This window comes from Mycobacterium sp. UM_Kg27, assembly GCF_000972905.1.
In the GTDB taxonomy this organism is placed as follows: domain Bacteria; phylum Actinomycetota; class Actinomycetes; order Mycobacteriales; family Mycobacteriaceae; genus Mycobacterium.
Genome location: NZ_JRMM01000120.1, coordinates 1 through 13491, shown reverse-complemented (window position 1 = coordinate 13491; position 13491 = coordinate 1). Strand labels below are relative to the sequence as shown.

Annotated in this window: 16 protein-coding genes and 1 tRNA gene; 6 read left to right on the top strand and 11 right to left on the bottom strand. The window is 65.5% G+C overall.

Going from position 1 to position 13491, the window contains the following annotated elements; genetic code table 11:
* The 3 genes from LI94_RS22475 to LI94_RS16750 form a co-directional block, all read left to right on the top strand.
* A partial coding sequence (locus tag LI94_RS22475) for a hypothetical protein (RefSeq protein WP_152664716.1) occupies positions 1-82 on the top strand: 82 nt, incomplete at its 5' end.
* 92 nt (positions 83-174) lie between these two features.
* Complete coding sequence (locus tag LI94_RS16755; protein ID WP_024444043.1) at positions 175-1035, top strand: alpha/beta fold hydrolase; 861 nt, start codon at positions 175-177, stop codon at positions 1033-1035.
* A gap of 205 nt (positions 1036-1240) precedes the next feature.
* Positions 1241-1316: transfer RNA gene (locus LI94_RS16750), tRNA-Thr, on the top strand.
* 166 nt (positions 1317-1482) lie between these two features.
* Here the strand turns inward: LI94_RS16750 and LI94_RS16745 are convergent.
* Positions 1483-2226, bottom strand: a complete 744-nt coding sequence (locus LI94_RS16745) for a hypothetical protein (protein WP_024444042.1) — start codon at positions 2224-2226, stop codon at positions 1483-1485.
* Between the two features lie 108 nt (positions 2227-2334).
* Between LI94_RS16745 and LI94_RS16740 the strand changes: the two genes are divergently transcribed.
* Positions 2335-3054 carry a response regulator transcription factor gene (locus tag LI94_RS16740; protein ID WP_046301886.1) on the top strand — a complete coding sequence of 240 codons (720 nt, stop codon included), beginning with the start codon at positions 2335-2337 and terminating at the stop codon, positions 3052-3054.
* A 63-nt stretch (positions 3055-3117) separates the two neighbouring features.
* Positions 3118-4581 carry a HAMP domain-containing sensor histidine kinase gene (locus LI94_RS16735; protein WP_046301885.1) on the top strand — a complete coding sequence of 488 codons (1464 nt, stop codon included), beginning with the start codon at positions 3118-3120 and terminating at the stop codon, positions 4579-4581.
* Between the two features lie 3 nt (positions 4582-4584).
* Here the strand turns inward: LI94_RS16735 and LI94_RS16730 are convergent, their stop codons facing one another.
* Positions 4585-4989, bottom strand: a complete 405-nt coding sequence (locus LI94_RS16730) for an HIT family protein (protein ID WP_024444039.1) — start codon at positions 4987-4989, stop codon at positions 4585-4587.
* A gap of 121 nt (positions 4990-5110) precedes the next feature.
* Here LI94_RS16730 and LI94_RS16725 point away from each other — a divergent pair, with 121 nt between their 5' ends.
* On the top strand, positions 5111-5641 hold the full coding sequence (locus LI94_RS16725) for a YceI family protein (RefSeq protein ID WP_024444038.1): 531 nt from the start codon (positions 5111-5113) through the stop codon (positions 5639-5641).
* 174 nt (positions 5642-5815) lie between these two features.
* On the opposite strand, the gene LI94_RS16720 is transcribed toward LI94_RS16725, so the two are convergent.
* The 9 genes from LI94_RS16720 to LI94_RS16680 form a co-directional block, all read right to left on the bottom strand.
* The gene (locus LI94_RS16720) at positions 5816-6943 is read right to left on the bottom strand and encodes an NDMA-dependent alcohol dehydrogenase (RefSeq protein WP_046301884.1); all 1128 of its coding nucleotides are present in this window, start codon (positions 6941-6943) and stop codon (positions 5816-5818) included.
* A 144-nt stretch (positions 6944-7087) separates the two neighbouring features.
* Positions 7088-8359 carry a cytochrome P450 gene (locus LI94_RS16715; protein ID WP_152664851.1) on the bottom strand — a complete coding sequence of 424 codons (1272 nt, stop codon included), beginning with the start codon at positions 8357-8359 and terminating at the stop codon, positions 7088-7090.
* Positions 8360-8406: 47 nt separating this feature from the next.
* Complete coding sequence (locus tag LI94_RS16710; RefSeq protein WP_024443869.1) at positions 8407-9147, bottom strand: glucose 1-dehydrogenase; 741 nt, start codon at positions 9145-9147, stop codon at positions 8407-8409.
* 46 nt (positions 9148-9193) lie between these two features.
* Positions 9194-10276, bottom strand: coding sequence for a diacylglycerol kinase (locus LI94_RS16705; RefSeq protein WP_046301883.1), 1083 nt, complete (start codon positions 10274-10276; stop codon positions 9194-9196).
* Between the two features lie 25 nt (positions 10277-10301).
* Positions 10302-10856 (bottom strand): nuclear transport factor 2 family protein, encoded by a 555-nt coding sequence (locus LI94_RS16700; RefSeq protein ID WP_046301882.1) that lies wholly within the window; start codon positions 10854-10856, stop codon positions 10302-10304.
* Positions 10857-10858: 2 nt separating this feature from the next.
* Entirely contained in the window at positions 10859-11065 is a 207-nt protein-coding gene (locus LI94_RS16695) for a ferredoxin (protein WP_024443866.1), read from the bottom strand.
* A 19-nt stretch (positions 11066-11084) separates the two neighbouring features.
* A complete protein-coding gene (locus tag LI94_RS16690; protein WP_046301881.1) occupies positions 11085-12440 on the bottom strand; it encodes a cytochrome P450 in 1356 nt (451 codons plus the stop codon).
* Positions 12437-13264 carry an SDR family oxidoreductase gene (locus tag LI94_RS16685; RefSeq protein WP_046301880.1) on the bottom strand — a complete coding sequence of 276 codons (828 nt, stop codon included), beginning with the start codon at positions 13262-13264 and terminating at the stop codon, positions 12437-12439. Before LI94_RS16685 ends, LI94_RS16690 begins: the two co-directional genes overlap by 4 nt.
* The coding region (locus LI94_RS16680) for a cytochrome P450 (RefSeq protein ID WP_046301879.1) at positions 13265-13491 on the bottom strand (227 nt) is incomplete at its 5' end.

The following is a 13491-nucleotide window of genomic DNA, read 5'->3' as shown; positions in this document are numbered from 1 at the left end:
TCAGCGCAAGCTGATCGGCGGCCAGGAAGACCAGCTCATCGACATCGCACTGGAAATCCAGCGAGAGCGGGCCACGAAATAACCGCAGCGCTTGGAGATCCGGACCCCGACACCGCGACGGGCGGCGTCCGGCGTTAGCGTGTCTAAAGACTTTCGGGAGCTTTGAGGAGACATATGCCGACCGAGTTGAGCCACGACGAGACGCTGCGCGAGGTCACCACCGAGCAGGGGGTGCTGCGCTACCACGAGGCCGGTGACGGCCCGACACTGCTGTTGCTGCACGGCTCCGGGCCGGGCGTGACCGGATGGCGCAACTACCGTGGCGTGCTGCCCGCGTTCGCCGAGCACTTCCGCTGCCTGGTGCTGGAGTTCCCCGGATTCGGGGTCAGCGACGACTTCGGCGGGCACCCCATGGTGACCGCGTTCGGCGCGGTGCCGGCCTTCGTCGAAGCGCTGGGCCTGGACCAATTCAGCATCGTGGGCAACTCGATGGGCGGCGGCGTCGGCATCGGCTACGCGATCGGCAACCCCGACAAGGTGAGCAAGCTGGTCACCATCGGTGGCATCGGCACCAACCTGCTCAGCCCGGGGCCGGCCGAGGGTATTCGGTTGCTGCAGGACTTCGTCGACAACCCCAGTCGCGACGCGCTGGTGCGCTGGCTGCACTCGATGGTCTACGACCCGTCGGTGATCACCGAAGAGTTGATCGAGGAGCGGTGGGCACTGGCCACCGACCCGGACACCCTGGCCAGCGCCCGGCTCATGTACGGCAAAGAGTCCTTCGCCAACATGGTGAAGATGATGCAGGCGTCCAAGGGGCCGCTGCCGTGGGCGATGATGCACCGACTGAAGACGCCGACGCTGGTCACCTGGGGCCGTGATGACCGGGTCAGCCCGCTGGACATGGCGCTGATCCCGATGCGGACCATTCCCGACGCCGAGGTGCACGTGTTCCCCAACTGCGGGCACTGGACCATGATCGAGGCCAAGGACGCCTTTACCCGCGTGGTGCTGGAGTACCTGACCCGCGACTAGTCGGCGGGGCCGACTGGTTGCCTGCCCGGGCGAATCGCTGCGCTGGGTCGTGCGCTGGGGTTAGTGCGCGATTTCGGCGTCTGCCGACCAGACGACATCGACAGCGTCGGCTCGCACCTCCCGTCGGCTCGAGTCCGGCGGGGAGCGGGAGATTGGACGGCATCACACCGTCGTACAATCGCCATGGCTCATAGAGCCGGCCCCGGCCGCGTTAGCTCAGTTGGTAGAGCGTCGCTCTTGTAAAGCGGATGTCGAGAGTTCGAGTCTCTCACGCGGCTCCATTCCTGTCGGTCCTGGGAATAGCGTCGCCTTGTGTCGGGGACCTGTCTCGGATGCGGCGTCGCTAAAGCCAGGAATAGCGGCAGGGGCGCTACTACCGGCGACAGCGGTACGCCGATGGCCGGTCCTATTGAGGCTCCGGCCTCCGGAGCGTTGCGGTCAACGGGCTCAACCCTGCGGATCGGTCGGGTCCTGGTCGATCACCCGCTGGGAGCGCACCGGCCGGGCCGACGAGCGCCGGCTGGACCGGCGAGGCAGCAGCGGGATGCGTTCGGCGATGTTGCTCAGCGGATTGACCACCAGCGTCAGCGCGATCACCGCCTCCTGCAGGGTCTCGATCGCTGGCTCCAGAGCTTCCATGCCGGGGGCCAGCCGGCTCAACGTGTCGGCGACACCGGCGAGCTGCTCCAAGGGTCCGTTACGGGCGGTCAGCTTGTCGATCAGTCCGCCTTCGGCCAGCAGCCGGTCGGCCAGGCCGTCTTCGGCCAGCAGTCGTTCGATCAGCCCGTCCTCGTCGGTCAGCTGATCCACCAGGCCGCCGGGCTGCAGGGCCCGCTGTAGCCCGCCGCCCTCGGCGGTGAGCCGGTCGATCACTCCGCCCGGCCCGGTCAGTTGGTCGACCAGGCCGCCCGGCGCCAGCAGTCGGTCGACCGGCCCACCCGGCGCCAGCGCACGGCCCAGCGGCGCGTCGTCGTCCATCAACTTGGCCAGCCGGTTGGCCCGGGCGAGGGTGTCGTCCAAGCCCAGCATCTGCGCCATCGAGCTGTTCGAGCCCTGCTTTCCGGCGTCGCCGAGGGTCTGTCGAGCCAGTCCGAGCGCCGTTGTAGCGACACCGAGACCGGCGTCGGCGATCGACAGGCCGACGCGCGCCGGGGCGGTGGACACGGCAATAAGCTGTTTGACCAGGCTCACGAGGCCAGTGTAGGGGGCATGGGGAGCGCGCATCAGCTAGATTGATTGCCAGTAAACATACAGCCGATATCCAGGTGGTTTTCACCGGACCGCGAGGGAATTGACGCTATGGGAGCAACAGCTGCGCATGACGCTGCACCGGAGGCCCGCGTTCTCATCGTCGACGACGAAACGAACATCGTCGAGCTACTGTCGGTCAGCCTCAAATTCCAGGGGTTCGAGGTCTACACCGCTTCCAGCGGGCCTGCGGCGCTGGACCGCGCGCGCGAGGTCCGGCCGGACGCGGTGATCCTGGACGTGATGATGCCGGGCATGGACGGCTTCGGGGTATTGCGCCGTCTGCGCGCCGACGGCATCGACGCGCCGGCGCTGTTCTTGACCGCGCGCGACTCGCTGCAGGACAAGATCACCGGGCTGACGCTCGGCGGCGACGACTACGTGACCAAGCCGTTCAGCCTGGAAGAGGTGGTGGCGCGGCTGCGGGTCATCCTGCGCCGGGCCGGCAAGGGCGCCCAGGAGCCGCGCAACTCCCGGCTGGCGTTCGCCGACATCGAACTCGATGAGGACACCCACGAAGTGTGGAAGTCCGGCCAGCCGGTCTCGTTGTCGCCCACCGAGTTCACGCTGTTGCGCTACTTTGTGATCAATGCCGGCACGGTGCTGAGCAAGCCGAAGATTCTTGATCACGTCTGGCGCTACGACTTCGGTGGCGACGTCAATGTGGTGGAGTCTTACGTTTCCTACCTACGGCGCAAGATCGACACCGGCGAAAAGCGCCTGTTGCACACGCTGCGTGGAGTCGGTTATGTGTTGCGCGAGCCGCGATGAACGCTAGCCGCGACGAACGACTGTGGCCGGTGAGGGCCGGAAACGGATTATAGGTCGACACAGATGGGGACGGTCAAACCCCTTCGGGACATCTTGCCGCTGAAAGTCAGCCTGGTGGCCGCCACCCTGGCGATGGTGGCTATCGGGTTGCTGGCGCAGGGGTATGCCGTGACCACGATCTTGCGGCACCGGCTGATCGGCAGGATCGACGCCACGCTCATCGACGCCGCCCACGGCTGGGCGCTGGAACAGCGCGGGCGGCTGCCGTCGAGGGAGGGCGAGGACCCCAGCCCCGGCCGGCCGCCGACGAGCTTCTACGTTCGCGACGTCGACCCCGACGGCAGCATCTGGACCGTCGTCAATGACCAGAACGCCGAGCCGTTGCTGCCCCCGGACAACGACGTGGGATCGGTGCCGATCACCATCGGCTCCGTCGACGGGTCGGGCGTGCAGTGGCGGGCGTTGTCGGTGCACGGCGAGAACGGCAGGCTGATCACCGTGGCCAGGGATCTGTCCGATCCCCGGGCCACGCTGCGTTACCTGGCCTGGTGGCGGGTGACGATCGGCGTCGGGGTGCTGCTGGTGCTGGGCGCCGCCGGCTATGTGGTGGTGAACCGCAGCCTGCGGCCGCTGGCCGAGGTCGAACGGACGGCGGCGGCAATCGCTGCCGGTCAGTTGGACAGTCGGGTGCCCGAACGTGATCCGCGTACCGAAGTCGGACGGCTCACGTTGGCGCTCAACGGCATGCTGGCGCAGATCCAGGAGGCAGTGGCCTCTTCGGCGGCCTCGGCGGAGAGCGCGCGCATCTCCGAGGAGCGGATGCGGCGGTTCATCACCGATGCCAGCCACGAACTGCGCACCCCGCTGACCACGATTCGCGGCTTCGCCGAGTTGTACCGGCAGGGCGCGGCCCGCGATGTGGAACTACTGATGTCGCGCATCGAAAGCGAAGCGCGCCGGATGGGGCTGCTCGTCGAGGACCTGCTACTGCTGGCCAGAACCGATGCTCAGCGTCCGTTGGAGAGGCACTGGGTCGACCTGTTGGTGTTGGCCACCGACGCGGTGCACGACGCGCGGGCCATCGCACCGAATCGCGCCGTCGAACTCGAGGTCTTCGACGGCCCCGGCACTCCAGAGGTGCTCGGCGACGAAGCCCGGCTGCGGCAGGTGCTGAGCAACCTGGTCTCCAATGCGCTGCAGCACACTCCGGACGACACCGCGATCACCGTGCGGGTCGGCACCGAGGGCGACGACGCCATCCTCGAGGTCATCGACCAGGGGCCCGGGATGAGCGAGCAGGATGTGGAGCGGGCCTTCGAACGGTTCTTCCGGACCGACTCGTCGCGGGCGCGAGCCAGCGGCGGTACCGGGCTGGGGCTGTCGATCGTCGACTCGCTGACCCGGGCGCACCACGGCTCGGTGACCGTCAGCTCTCCGCCGGGCCAGGGCTGCACTTTCCGGGTATCACTGCCCCGTCAAGCGGACACCTCAGCCCGCGCGGCTGAGGTGCCCGCTGAGATCGTCTGACTCTCAGCCCAGTTCGGCCAGTGCGGCCTTAATCTTTACCTGCGCCTCATCGAGCGATTCCGCGGGCGGATTGCGATCCACCCCGGCGAAACCGAAGTCGGACAGGCTGCGCGTCGGAAAAACGTGGACATGCAGGTGAGGAACTTCTAGGCCGGCGATGATCATGCCGGCCCGTTCGGTGTCGAAGGCGCGGCACACCGCTTTGCCGATCTTCTGCGCCACGGCCATCACCTGGGCGAAGACGGCGCCGTCGATGTCCTGCCATTGGTCGATTTCGGCGCGGGGCACCACCAGCGTGTGGCCCTGGGTCATCGGCTCGATGGTCAAGAAGGCGACGACGTCGTCGTCCTCGTAGACGAATCTGCCCGGTAGCTCCCGGTTTATGATCTTGGTGAACAAGGTGGTCATGGGATCAGCATATGCACCGAGTGCCAGATTAAAGCGCCGCTGCTGCGTATTATCGAAAACGAGCTGATACCCCTGAATATCCGTAGTGCTGGCTTGCCACGCCAGAGACAGAGGAGATGAGATGTCATCTGTCGCAACATTTCTCAGCAGTCCGAAGGCAGTGGGAACCTGGAGTCTGGATCCGGGGCAGTCAAGCGTCCGATTTGAGAACGGAACCATGTGGGGTGCGCTGAAGGTCCGGGGCGCGTTTACCGAATTCAGCGGCAGCGGCGAGATCAAGGACGACAAGACGGTGACGGGCAGGGTCAATATCAAGGCTGCCTCGATCAACACCGGCCTGGGCACCCGGGACCACGACCTGCGCCGATCGAACTTCTTCAACACCGACCATTACCCGGACATCACCGTGGTGGTTACCGGTGGGGAGCCGGCCGGCGGCGATGTCGCGCGGCTGGACGCCGAACTGACTGTCAAGGGCATCACCGGACCGTTGCCGCTGAAGGTCGAGGTGTCCGCGCTGAACGACGGCGGGGTACGGCTGACCACCGAGACGACCGTCACCCGCAAGCAGTTCGCGGTGGAGGGGAACTTCCTGGGCATGGTCGGCAACAGGACCAAGCTCAAAGCCAGCCTGGTGTTCCGGCCCGACTGATTCTTCGCGACTCTGCGCTGAGAGCGTGCGCTTCTCGCACTTCTTCGCCCTCAGCGCAGAGACTGATGCCTTACCGGTCCGCTGTGCCGTAACGCGGACCCGCTGCGCCCGGCTCCGCCGCGCTAGCGGTCCGCTGTGCCGTAACGCGGACCCGCTGCGCCCGGCTCCGCCGCGCTAGCGGTCCGCGTCGGTGTAGCGGACGATGCCGCGAATGTTCTTGCCGTCCAGCATGTCCTGGTAGCCCTCGTTGATCTGCTCCAGCTTGTACTGGCGGGTCACCATGTCATCGAGGTTCAGCTTGCCGACCTTGTACATCGACAGCAGTTGCGGGATGTCGTACTGCGGGTTGCCGCCACCGAAGATGGTGCCCTGCAGATTCTTTTGCAGCAGCGTCAACATCGCCAGGTTGAGCGTGACCTGGTTGTCCAGCATGGACCCCATCGCGGTGAGCACGCAGGTGCCGCCCTTGGCGGTCAGGACCATGTAGTTGTCGACGTCGGCGCCGTGCACCTCGCCGACGGTGACGATCACCTTGTGCGCCATCAGCCCGGCGGTGACCTCCATCATGCCGCCCATCGCTGCGAAGATGTCGGGGTAGACGTGGGTGGCGCCGAACTTCAGCGCCTGGTCGCGCTTCCAGTCCACCGGGTCGATGACGAAGATGTTGCGGGCTCCGGCATTGACCGCGCCCTGCAGTGCCGACATGCCGACCCCGCCGACACCGACGATCGCGACGTCCTGACCCGGGCGGATGTCGGCGCTGCGGACAGCAGACCCGTAGCCGGTGGTGACGCCGCAGCCGACCAGGCAGGCCACCTCGAACGGAATCGACGGGTCGATCTTCACCACCGAGGACTTGTGCACCACCATCCATGGCGAGAACGTGCCGAGCAGAGTCATCGGGTAGACGCCCTGGCCGCGCGCGGTGACGCGGAAGGTGCCGTCGCTGACCGCCACGCCGTTGAGCAGTCCGGCGCCCAGGTCGCACAGATTGCGCATTCCGGACTGGCAGGTCGGACAGCTGCCACAGGACGGGATGAAGGACAGCACCACGTGGTCGCCGGGCGCGATGTCTTCCACCCCGGGCCCGACTTCGGTGACGATTCCGGCGCCCTCGTGTCCGCCGAGGACCGGGAATCCGGCCATGGGAATGCTGCCGGTCATCAGGTGGTGGTCGGAGTGGCACATACCGGCCGCCTCCATCTGAATCTTGACCTCGTCTTTCTGGGGGTCACCGATCTCGATCTCCTCGACCGACCACGGCTTGTTGAACTCCCAGAGCAACGCACCCTTTGTCTTCACCGCAAACCTGCTTTCCTTTGGAATTTCCGGGACGTCCGGCAGTCCACTGCTCGGAGCCTATAACCCCCTACCGGGCGGCGGGAAGGTTCGTTCGAACCCCCTCGACACACTGGGTCCGCACCGCCTGGTCGCGCGACTGACGACCTAGCCGTGGTAGGCGACCTGTAGATCTTTGACGCCGTTGATCCAGCCGGAACGCAGTCGTTGCGGCTCGGCCAGCTTCGCGATGTCGGGAAGCTGGTTGGCGATCTCGTCGAAGATCAGCCGGATCTCCATCCGGGCCAAGTTGGCGCCGATGCAGTAGTGCGTGCCCTGTCCGCCGAACGCCAGGTGCGGGTTGGGGTCACGCAGGATGTCGAAACTGAACGGCTGGTCGAAGACCTCTTCGTCGTAGTTGGCCGAGCTGTAGAACAACCCGACGCGCTGCCCCTCGGCGATGGCCACGCCGCCCAGTTCGGTATCGACTCGGGCGGTGCGCTGGAAGCAGTGCACCGGGGTCGCCCAGCGCACGATCTCGTCGACGGCGGTCTCGGGACGCGCCCGCTTGTAGAGCTCCCACTGGTCGGGGTTCTCCGCGAACGCGTTGATTCCGTGTGTCATGGCGTTGCGGGTGGTCTCGTTGCCTGCCACCGCCAGCAGGATGACGAAGAACGCGAACTCGGTCTCGCCGAGGGCTTCGCCGTCGATATCGGCCTGGACCAGCCGGGTGACGATGTCGTCGGCCGGGCAGCGTCGCCGCTCCTCGGCCATGGTGTAGGCATAGCCCATCAACTCCGCGTTGGCCATCGCCGGATCAGAGTCGAAATCCGGGTCATCGGTGTTCATGATCGAATTAGTCCAGTGAAACAGCTTCTCCCGATCGGCCTCGGGAACACCGAGCAGATCGGCGATCGCCAACAGCGGCAATTGCATCGCGATGTCGTCGACGAAATTGCCGCTGTCCTTCTCGGCCGCCGCGGCGACGATCTCGCGCGCCGATTGGGCCAGCTTCTCCTCCAGCGCACTCACCGAGCGGGGCGTGAACAGTCGCGACACCAGCTTGCGCAGTCGGGTGTGCTCGGGCGGGTCATGGTTGATCAATAACGCCTTGGTCAGATCCAATTGGTCCGCGGAGATGCCGTCGGGCAGACGCATGACCGCGCCCTTGGCGTTGGTCGACCACACGTCGTTGTCGCGCGAGATCTCTTTGATGTGTTGATGTTTGCTGATGACCCAGTAACCGCCGTCATCGAAGATGTTGCTGTGTGAGGGCTGTTCGTTCCACCAGATCGGCGCGGTCCTGCGCAGCTCAGCGAACTGGGTGATCGGCATACCGTGGAGCAGGACATCCGGGTCGGTGAAATCGAAACCTGAACCGAACGGGCAAGCGGATTGCGTTGATGTCAAGACGAACACCTTTGATTGTCGCTGGAGCATGAACCTCGCTCGGGCATACACATGATGGCTAGGTGTATGACCCAGTGTCAACCGTTTTTGTGCGGAACATCGGTGACCAGACCGCCGTCCATGACGAACTCCGAGCCCGTGGCGTAGGAGGACTCGTCGCTGGCCAAGAAGAGCACGAAGGTGGCCACTTCGTCGGAGGTGCCGGGCCGCCCAAGCGGAATGGTCACCATGTCCTCGGGCAGATGCTCGGTCATCGGGGTGCGGATGAAACCCGGGTGCAGCGAGTTGACCCGAATGTTGTGGCGGGCCAGTTCGAGCGCGGCGGACTTGGTCAGTCCGCGCACCGCCCATTTTGAGGCCACGTAGGGGTGCACCATCGGTGCCCCGCGCAGACCCTCGATCGAGGACACGTTGATGATGGATCCGCCGCCGGCGGCGATCATCGAATCGATGGACGCGCGCATCCCCAGGAATGTGCCGTTGAGATTGACGTCAATGACGTTGTGCCACTGGTCCAGATCGAACTTGCGCAGCGGCCCCAGTGCGACGGTCCCCGCGTTGTTGACCAACACGTTCAGCTTCCCGAACGTCTCTACCGCGGTTTTCACCGCGGCGGCCCACTGCTCCGGGTCCCGGACGTCGAGATGCACATACCGCGCGGCGTCACCCAGTTCTGTCGCGAGCGCCGCGCCTTCCTCGTCCAGCACGTCGCCGATGACCACCTGCGCGCCCTCGCCGACCAGCATTCGGGCGTCGGCCGCGCCCATACCGCGCGCACCCCCGCTGATCAGGGCCACCTTGCCGTCTACCCGCCCCATGCGCATTCCGCCTTTCAGTCCAGTGCTGTTGGTTGTGTTCGGTGTTTCAGCCGCTGGTTCCCGCGATGACGGCGGGCGCGCCGACCAACGGCAGGTCCAGCGTGGTGACGATGCCGGCCGGTGCGGCGATGACCGCTGGAATCGCGTTGACCACGCGACCAACACCGACCGCGATCGCGGCGTAGTTGTGGTCGCCATGCCGGCTGGTGGGGCAGATGTCAACGGTGTAGGACGGTTCGCCGGTGATCTCCACGCGGTAGGAGCCGCCCGGCTGAGCCGGCTGCGCCCAGTCCGGCCGCAGGTCGCTGCGTAGCCGGGTGACGTGCTCAACCACGATCAGGGGCTTGCCGTCGACGATGCCGTTGATCTCGAACTTGAGTGCGGCGACACCGCCTTTGGGGATATGGCCAGCGGCGATATCGAAGGCCTCCGGTGCCGGCTCGCGCTCCGATGAGTCGGTGACGGCGTCCAGGGTCACACCCAGCCCGGCGGCCAGCTCGCGGATTGTCGCCCCCCACGCGATGCTCAAGACGCCTGGCTGCAGTAGCAGCGGTAAGTTGTCGAGCGAATTGCCGAATCCCATCACGTCGAACATGACCTCGGCGCCGTCGTAGGTCGCGTAGTCGGCGATCTCCAGGCAGCGGATCTGCTCAATGCTCTGGCACGTGCTGGCGAAGGCCAGCGGGACCATATCGGTGACGAAGCCCGGATCGACACCGTTGACATATACGCTCGAATTGCCCTGTCGGGCAGCGTCTTCGACGGGCGCAATGAACTTGTCCGGGATGACGCCCCAGGGGTATTGTAGTACCCCCGGGGCGGTTCCGATGACGTTGATGCCCGCGGCCAGCAGTCGGCAGACGTCCTTGAGGGCATCGGGCAGCCGGGTGTCACCCATCGCGCAGTAGACCGCGGCCTCAGGTTTGGCGCCGATGATCGCCTCGAAGTCGTCGGTGGCCGCGATGCCGGTGTGGACGTCGAGACCGGCGAGCGCGCCGGCATCCATGCCCACCTTGGCTGCCGTCGAGACCCACACCCCGGTGAGCTCGTAGGCGGGATTGGTGATCAACCCGGACAGGGCGATGCGTCCGGCATTGCCGGTACCGATCAGGGCGACGCGGATGGCCACGAGTTCTCCTGGAGTGAGTTGTGTTCTACCAGAGTGGAACCGGAGATGTCCCCAGCGGGTAGTAGCCGGGCAGTTTCTCGCCGGCCAGGCTGCGCTCGATGCGCTTCTGCATTCCGCTGGAGAGCTTGCCGGCTGTCATCAGGTCCAGGTAGAGCTTCTGGACGTGACCGAAGTCGAAGAAGTCGCGCTGCCATTCGATCTTGCCGTCGGAGTTGAGGCGGAACCAGCTGCCGCCGATACCGTAGATCTCCGACTCGGTTCCATCGGCGTCCGTCGCAACCTGCTTCCAGAATCCGACGATCTCACCCTGCTTGTCGTCGATGAGCACCCGTTGGTACGGGTACTGCCAGTTGTCCAGCCCTTCCATCTCCAGGCCCAAGGCGATGTCGCGGATCTCGTCGATCCCGACGCACATCACGTCCTCTTTGGGGCCGATATTCCAGCCATAGGTGGCGTCGTCGGAGTAGAAGTCGGCCAGCGGTCGCCAGTCGCCGGCCGCTTCGGCGTCACGGTTGGCCTGCAGCCAGCGTTCGACCCATTCTTCGTAGAACTCACGGGGGTTGGGGGCTGAAGTCGCCACGTCTATTCCTTCTCTTCAATGGACAAAGCTCGGGTGGGGCAAGACCGTACGGCTGCCTGGATCTGGCGGCGGTCGGAGTCGGGTGGTTCGGAGTCGAGGATCTCGACCTTGCCGTGCTTGGGCACCTGGAAGTAGTCGGGCGCCTCCAGCTCGCACATGGCGTGGCCCTGGCACAGGTCCAGGTCCACCTTCACTGTGTAGCTACCCATTTCAGCGCTCCCTCGGCTTCTACTTGCTGCGCCGGCGGTAGCGCACCTTGGCCGGGCGGGCCAGCTGCACCACCATCTTGGAATGGTCGTTGCGGTAGGTCTCCGGCGGCTGTGACATCTCGAACTCATATTCGCGCAGCAGAACCGAGAAGATCGCCTTGATCTGCATGGTGGCGAAAGCCGCCCCCACGCAGCGATGCCGGCCCGCCCCGAAGGGGATCCACGTCCAGCGGTGAATGACATCCTCCTCGCGCGGCTCGTTGTAGCGCGCCGGTACGAAGTCGTTGGGTTCGGGGAAGTTCTCGGCGATCCGGTTGGAGACCGCTGGCGAAGCCGCCACCATGTCGCCTTCGTGGATCGGGTAGCCGCAGACCTCGAACTCACCCTTGGCCACCCGCATCAGGATGATCAGCGGCGGATGCATGCGCAGGGTCTCTTTGAGCACGTTCTCCAGGTTCGGGATCTGGCGCAGCGCATGGAAACTCACCTCGCCACCGTCGGCGTAGAGCTCGTCGAGCTCCTTGATGACCGCGGCGTGAGCCTCCGGGTGACGCAGCATCTCGATCAGCGTCCACGCGCTGGTTCCCGAGCTGGTGTGATGCCCGGCGAACATCATCGAGATGATGATCCCGGTGATCTCGTCAGCGGAAAATCGCGGGTTGCCGGTCTCGTCCGGAATCGACACCATGACGTCGATCATGTCTCGGCGCTTCTTGTCCGTCTCTGGATTGGCCAGCCGGCCGTTCATGATGCCCTGCACCAGTTCGACCAGCTTGACCCGGGCCTCGTCACGGCGACGGAAGCTCTCGATCGGCAGGTACGGGTCGACGTAGCACAGCGGGTCCGTGCCGTTCTCCAGCTCGTAGTACAGCTGGGCGAACCGGTTGTCGAGTTCTTCGCGGAACTTCCGGCCGATGAGGCACGCGGTCGAGGTGTAGATGGTCAGCTCGGCGAAGAACTCCAGCAGGTCGATTTCGCCCTCGTCGCCCCAGTCGGCGATCATCTGGCGTACTTCGTGCTCGATGGTGCTGGCGTGACGCTTCATGTGTTCGCCACGAAGTGCGGTGTTGTGCAACATCTCCGCGCGTCGCTCCGGCGGAGCGTCGAACACCACGCCGTTGCCGAAGATCGGGGTCATGAACGGGTAGGCCGCGGCCTGGTCGAGCTCATCGTCGGTGGAGCGGAAGAAGAACTCGTTGGCTTCGGCGCCGGTCAGCAGCACCACCTTGCGCCCGGCCAGGTCGAACCAGCCGACGTCGCCGCATTCGTCGCGCACGCGCTGCATCAACGCGATCGGGTCGGTGCGGAATTCTTCGAGGTGGCCGTGCTCGGCCTCGCCCCCGGAGACCCGGGGAACCTCAGTGGTGACGCTCATAACGGCATTCCTTCCTCACCCAGTTGCAGGTGCTGGCGATCGGAGGCGGTGTCGCGCAGCGGGGCTTCGGGCTGCACCTCCATGTCGACGATGTGTGCGCCGCGCGGAGTTTCGGCGACGAAGGCGATGGCTCGAGCCAGGTCTTGCGGCCGAAGGAAGTAGCTGTGGCGCGCCTGACCCCACTTGGCCCAGTCCTCGAGCATCGGCCCCACCTGCTCGGCCGAGAGTTTCCAGCCCATCTCGGTCAGGGTCGGGCCGGGGTGGACGATGGAAGCGCGTACTCCGGTGCCCTCCAGCTCCATCCGCAGGTTGTGCACCATCGCGACCAGCGCTGCTTTGGCCGCACCGTAGGCCCCCATGTGCGGACGCTGCTGCAATGCCACATCGGATCCGACGAAGATCACGTCGCCGCGTTGGCGGGCGACCATGTCCGGCAGCACCGCCGTGGCCAGCCGGTTGGCGCCGATCAGATGGACCTGGATCTGATCGTTGAACGCCTCGGTGGGCAGCTCGTGAATGCGTCCGGGGAACATGTCGCCGGCGCCGGAGACCAGCAACTCGATCTCGCCCAACGCATCGATGCTGGACGCGACAAAGGATTTCACGGAGTCGGCGTCGGTGACATCGAGCGGGAACGCGACCGCCTCGCCGCCGTTGTCCCGGATCTTGCTGACCAGTTCGGCGAGTTTGTCGGTACGTCGGGCACCGAGTGCGACGGGGAATCCGCGGCGCGCCAATTCTTCTGCGGTGGCGGCGCCGATTCCCGAGGATGCGCCAGTGACGATGGCGGGCCGTCGGTCCGGGGATGGGTCGAAACGTGGCATTTATGCCTCCTTGACGGTGATCGGGAGGTCGGCGAAGCCGCGCACGTTGGATGAATGCACCCGCACGGCGTTGGCCTCGTCGACCTGGTAGTCGCTGATCCGGCTGAAAAGTTCGTCGAGCGCCACCCGGGCCTCCATCCGGGCCAGATGTGCGCCGAGGCAGAAGTGGGCGCCGCTGCCGAAACTGAGCAGCTTGGAACCGATGTCGCTGTCTCTTATACACATCT

Coding starts and splice junctions, on each gene's coding strand:
- LI94_RS16685 (WP_046301880.1), bottom strand. CDS start 13,264: ATGCCACGTTTCGACCCATCCCCGGACCGACGGCCCGCCATCGTCACT.
- LI94_RS16695 (WP_024443866.1), bottom strand. CDS start 11,065: ATGGGTAGCTACACAGTGAAGGTGGACCTGGACCTGTGCCAGGGCCAC.
- LI94_RS16735 (WP_046301885.1), top strand. CDS start 3,118: ATGGGGACGGTCAAACCCCTTCGGGACATCTTGCCGCTGAAAGTCAGC.
- LI94_RS16690 (WP_046301881.1), bottom strand. CDS start 12,440: ATGAGCGTCACCACTGAGGTTCCCCGGGTCTCCGGGGGCGAGGCCGAG.
- LI94_RS16725 (WP_024444038.1), top strand. CDS start 5,111: ATGTCATCTGTCGCAACATTTCTCAGCAGTCCGAAGGCAGTGGGAACC.
- LI94_RS16710 (WP_024443869.1), bottom strand. CDS start 9,147: ATGGGGCGGGTAGACGGCAAGGTGGCCCTGATCAGCGGGGGTGCGCGC.
- LI94_RS16715 (WP_152664851.1), bottom strand. CDS start 8,359: ATGCTCCAGCGACAATCAAAGGTGTTCGTCTTGACATCAACGCAATCC.
- LI94_RS16755 (WP_024444043.1), top strand. CDS start 175: ATGCCGACCGAGTTGAGCCACGACGAGACGCTGCGCGAGGTCACCACC.
- LI94_RS16730 (WP_024444039.1), bottom strand. CDS start 4,989: ATGACCACCTTGTTCACCAAGATCATAAACCGGGAGCTACCGGGCAGA.
- LI94_RS16740 (WP_046301886.1), top strand. CDS start 2,335: ATGGGAGCAACAGCTGCGCATGACGCTGCACCGGAGGCCCGCGTTCTC.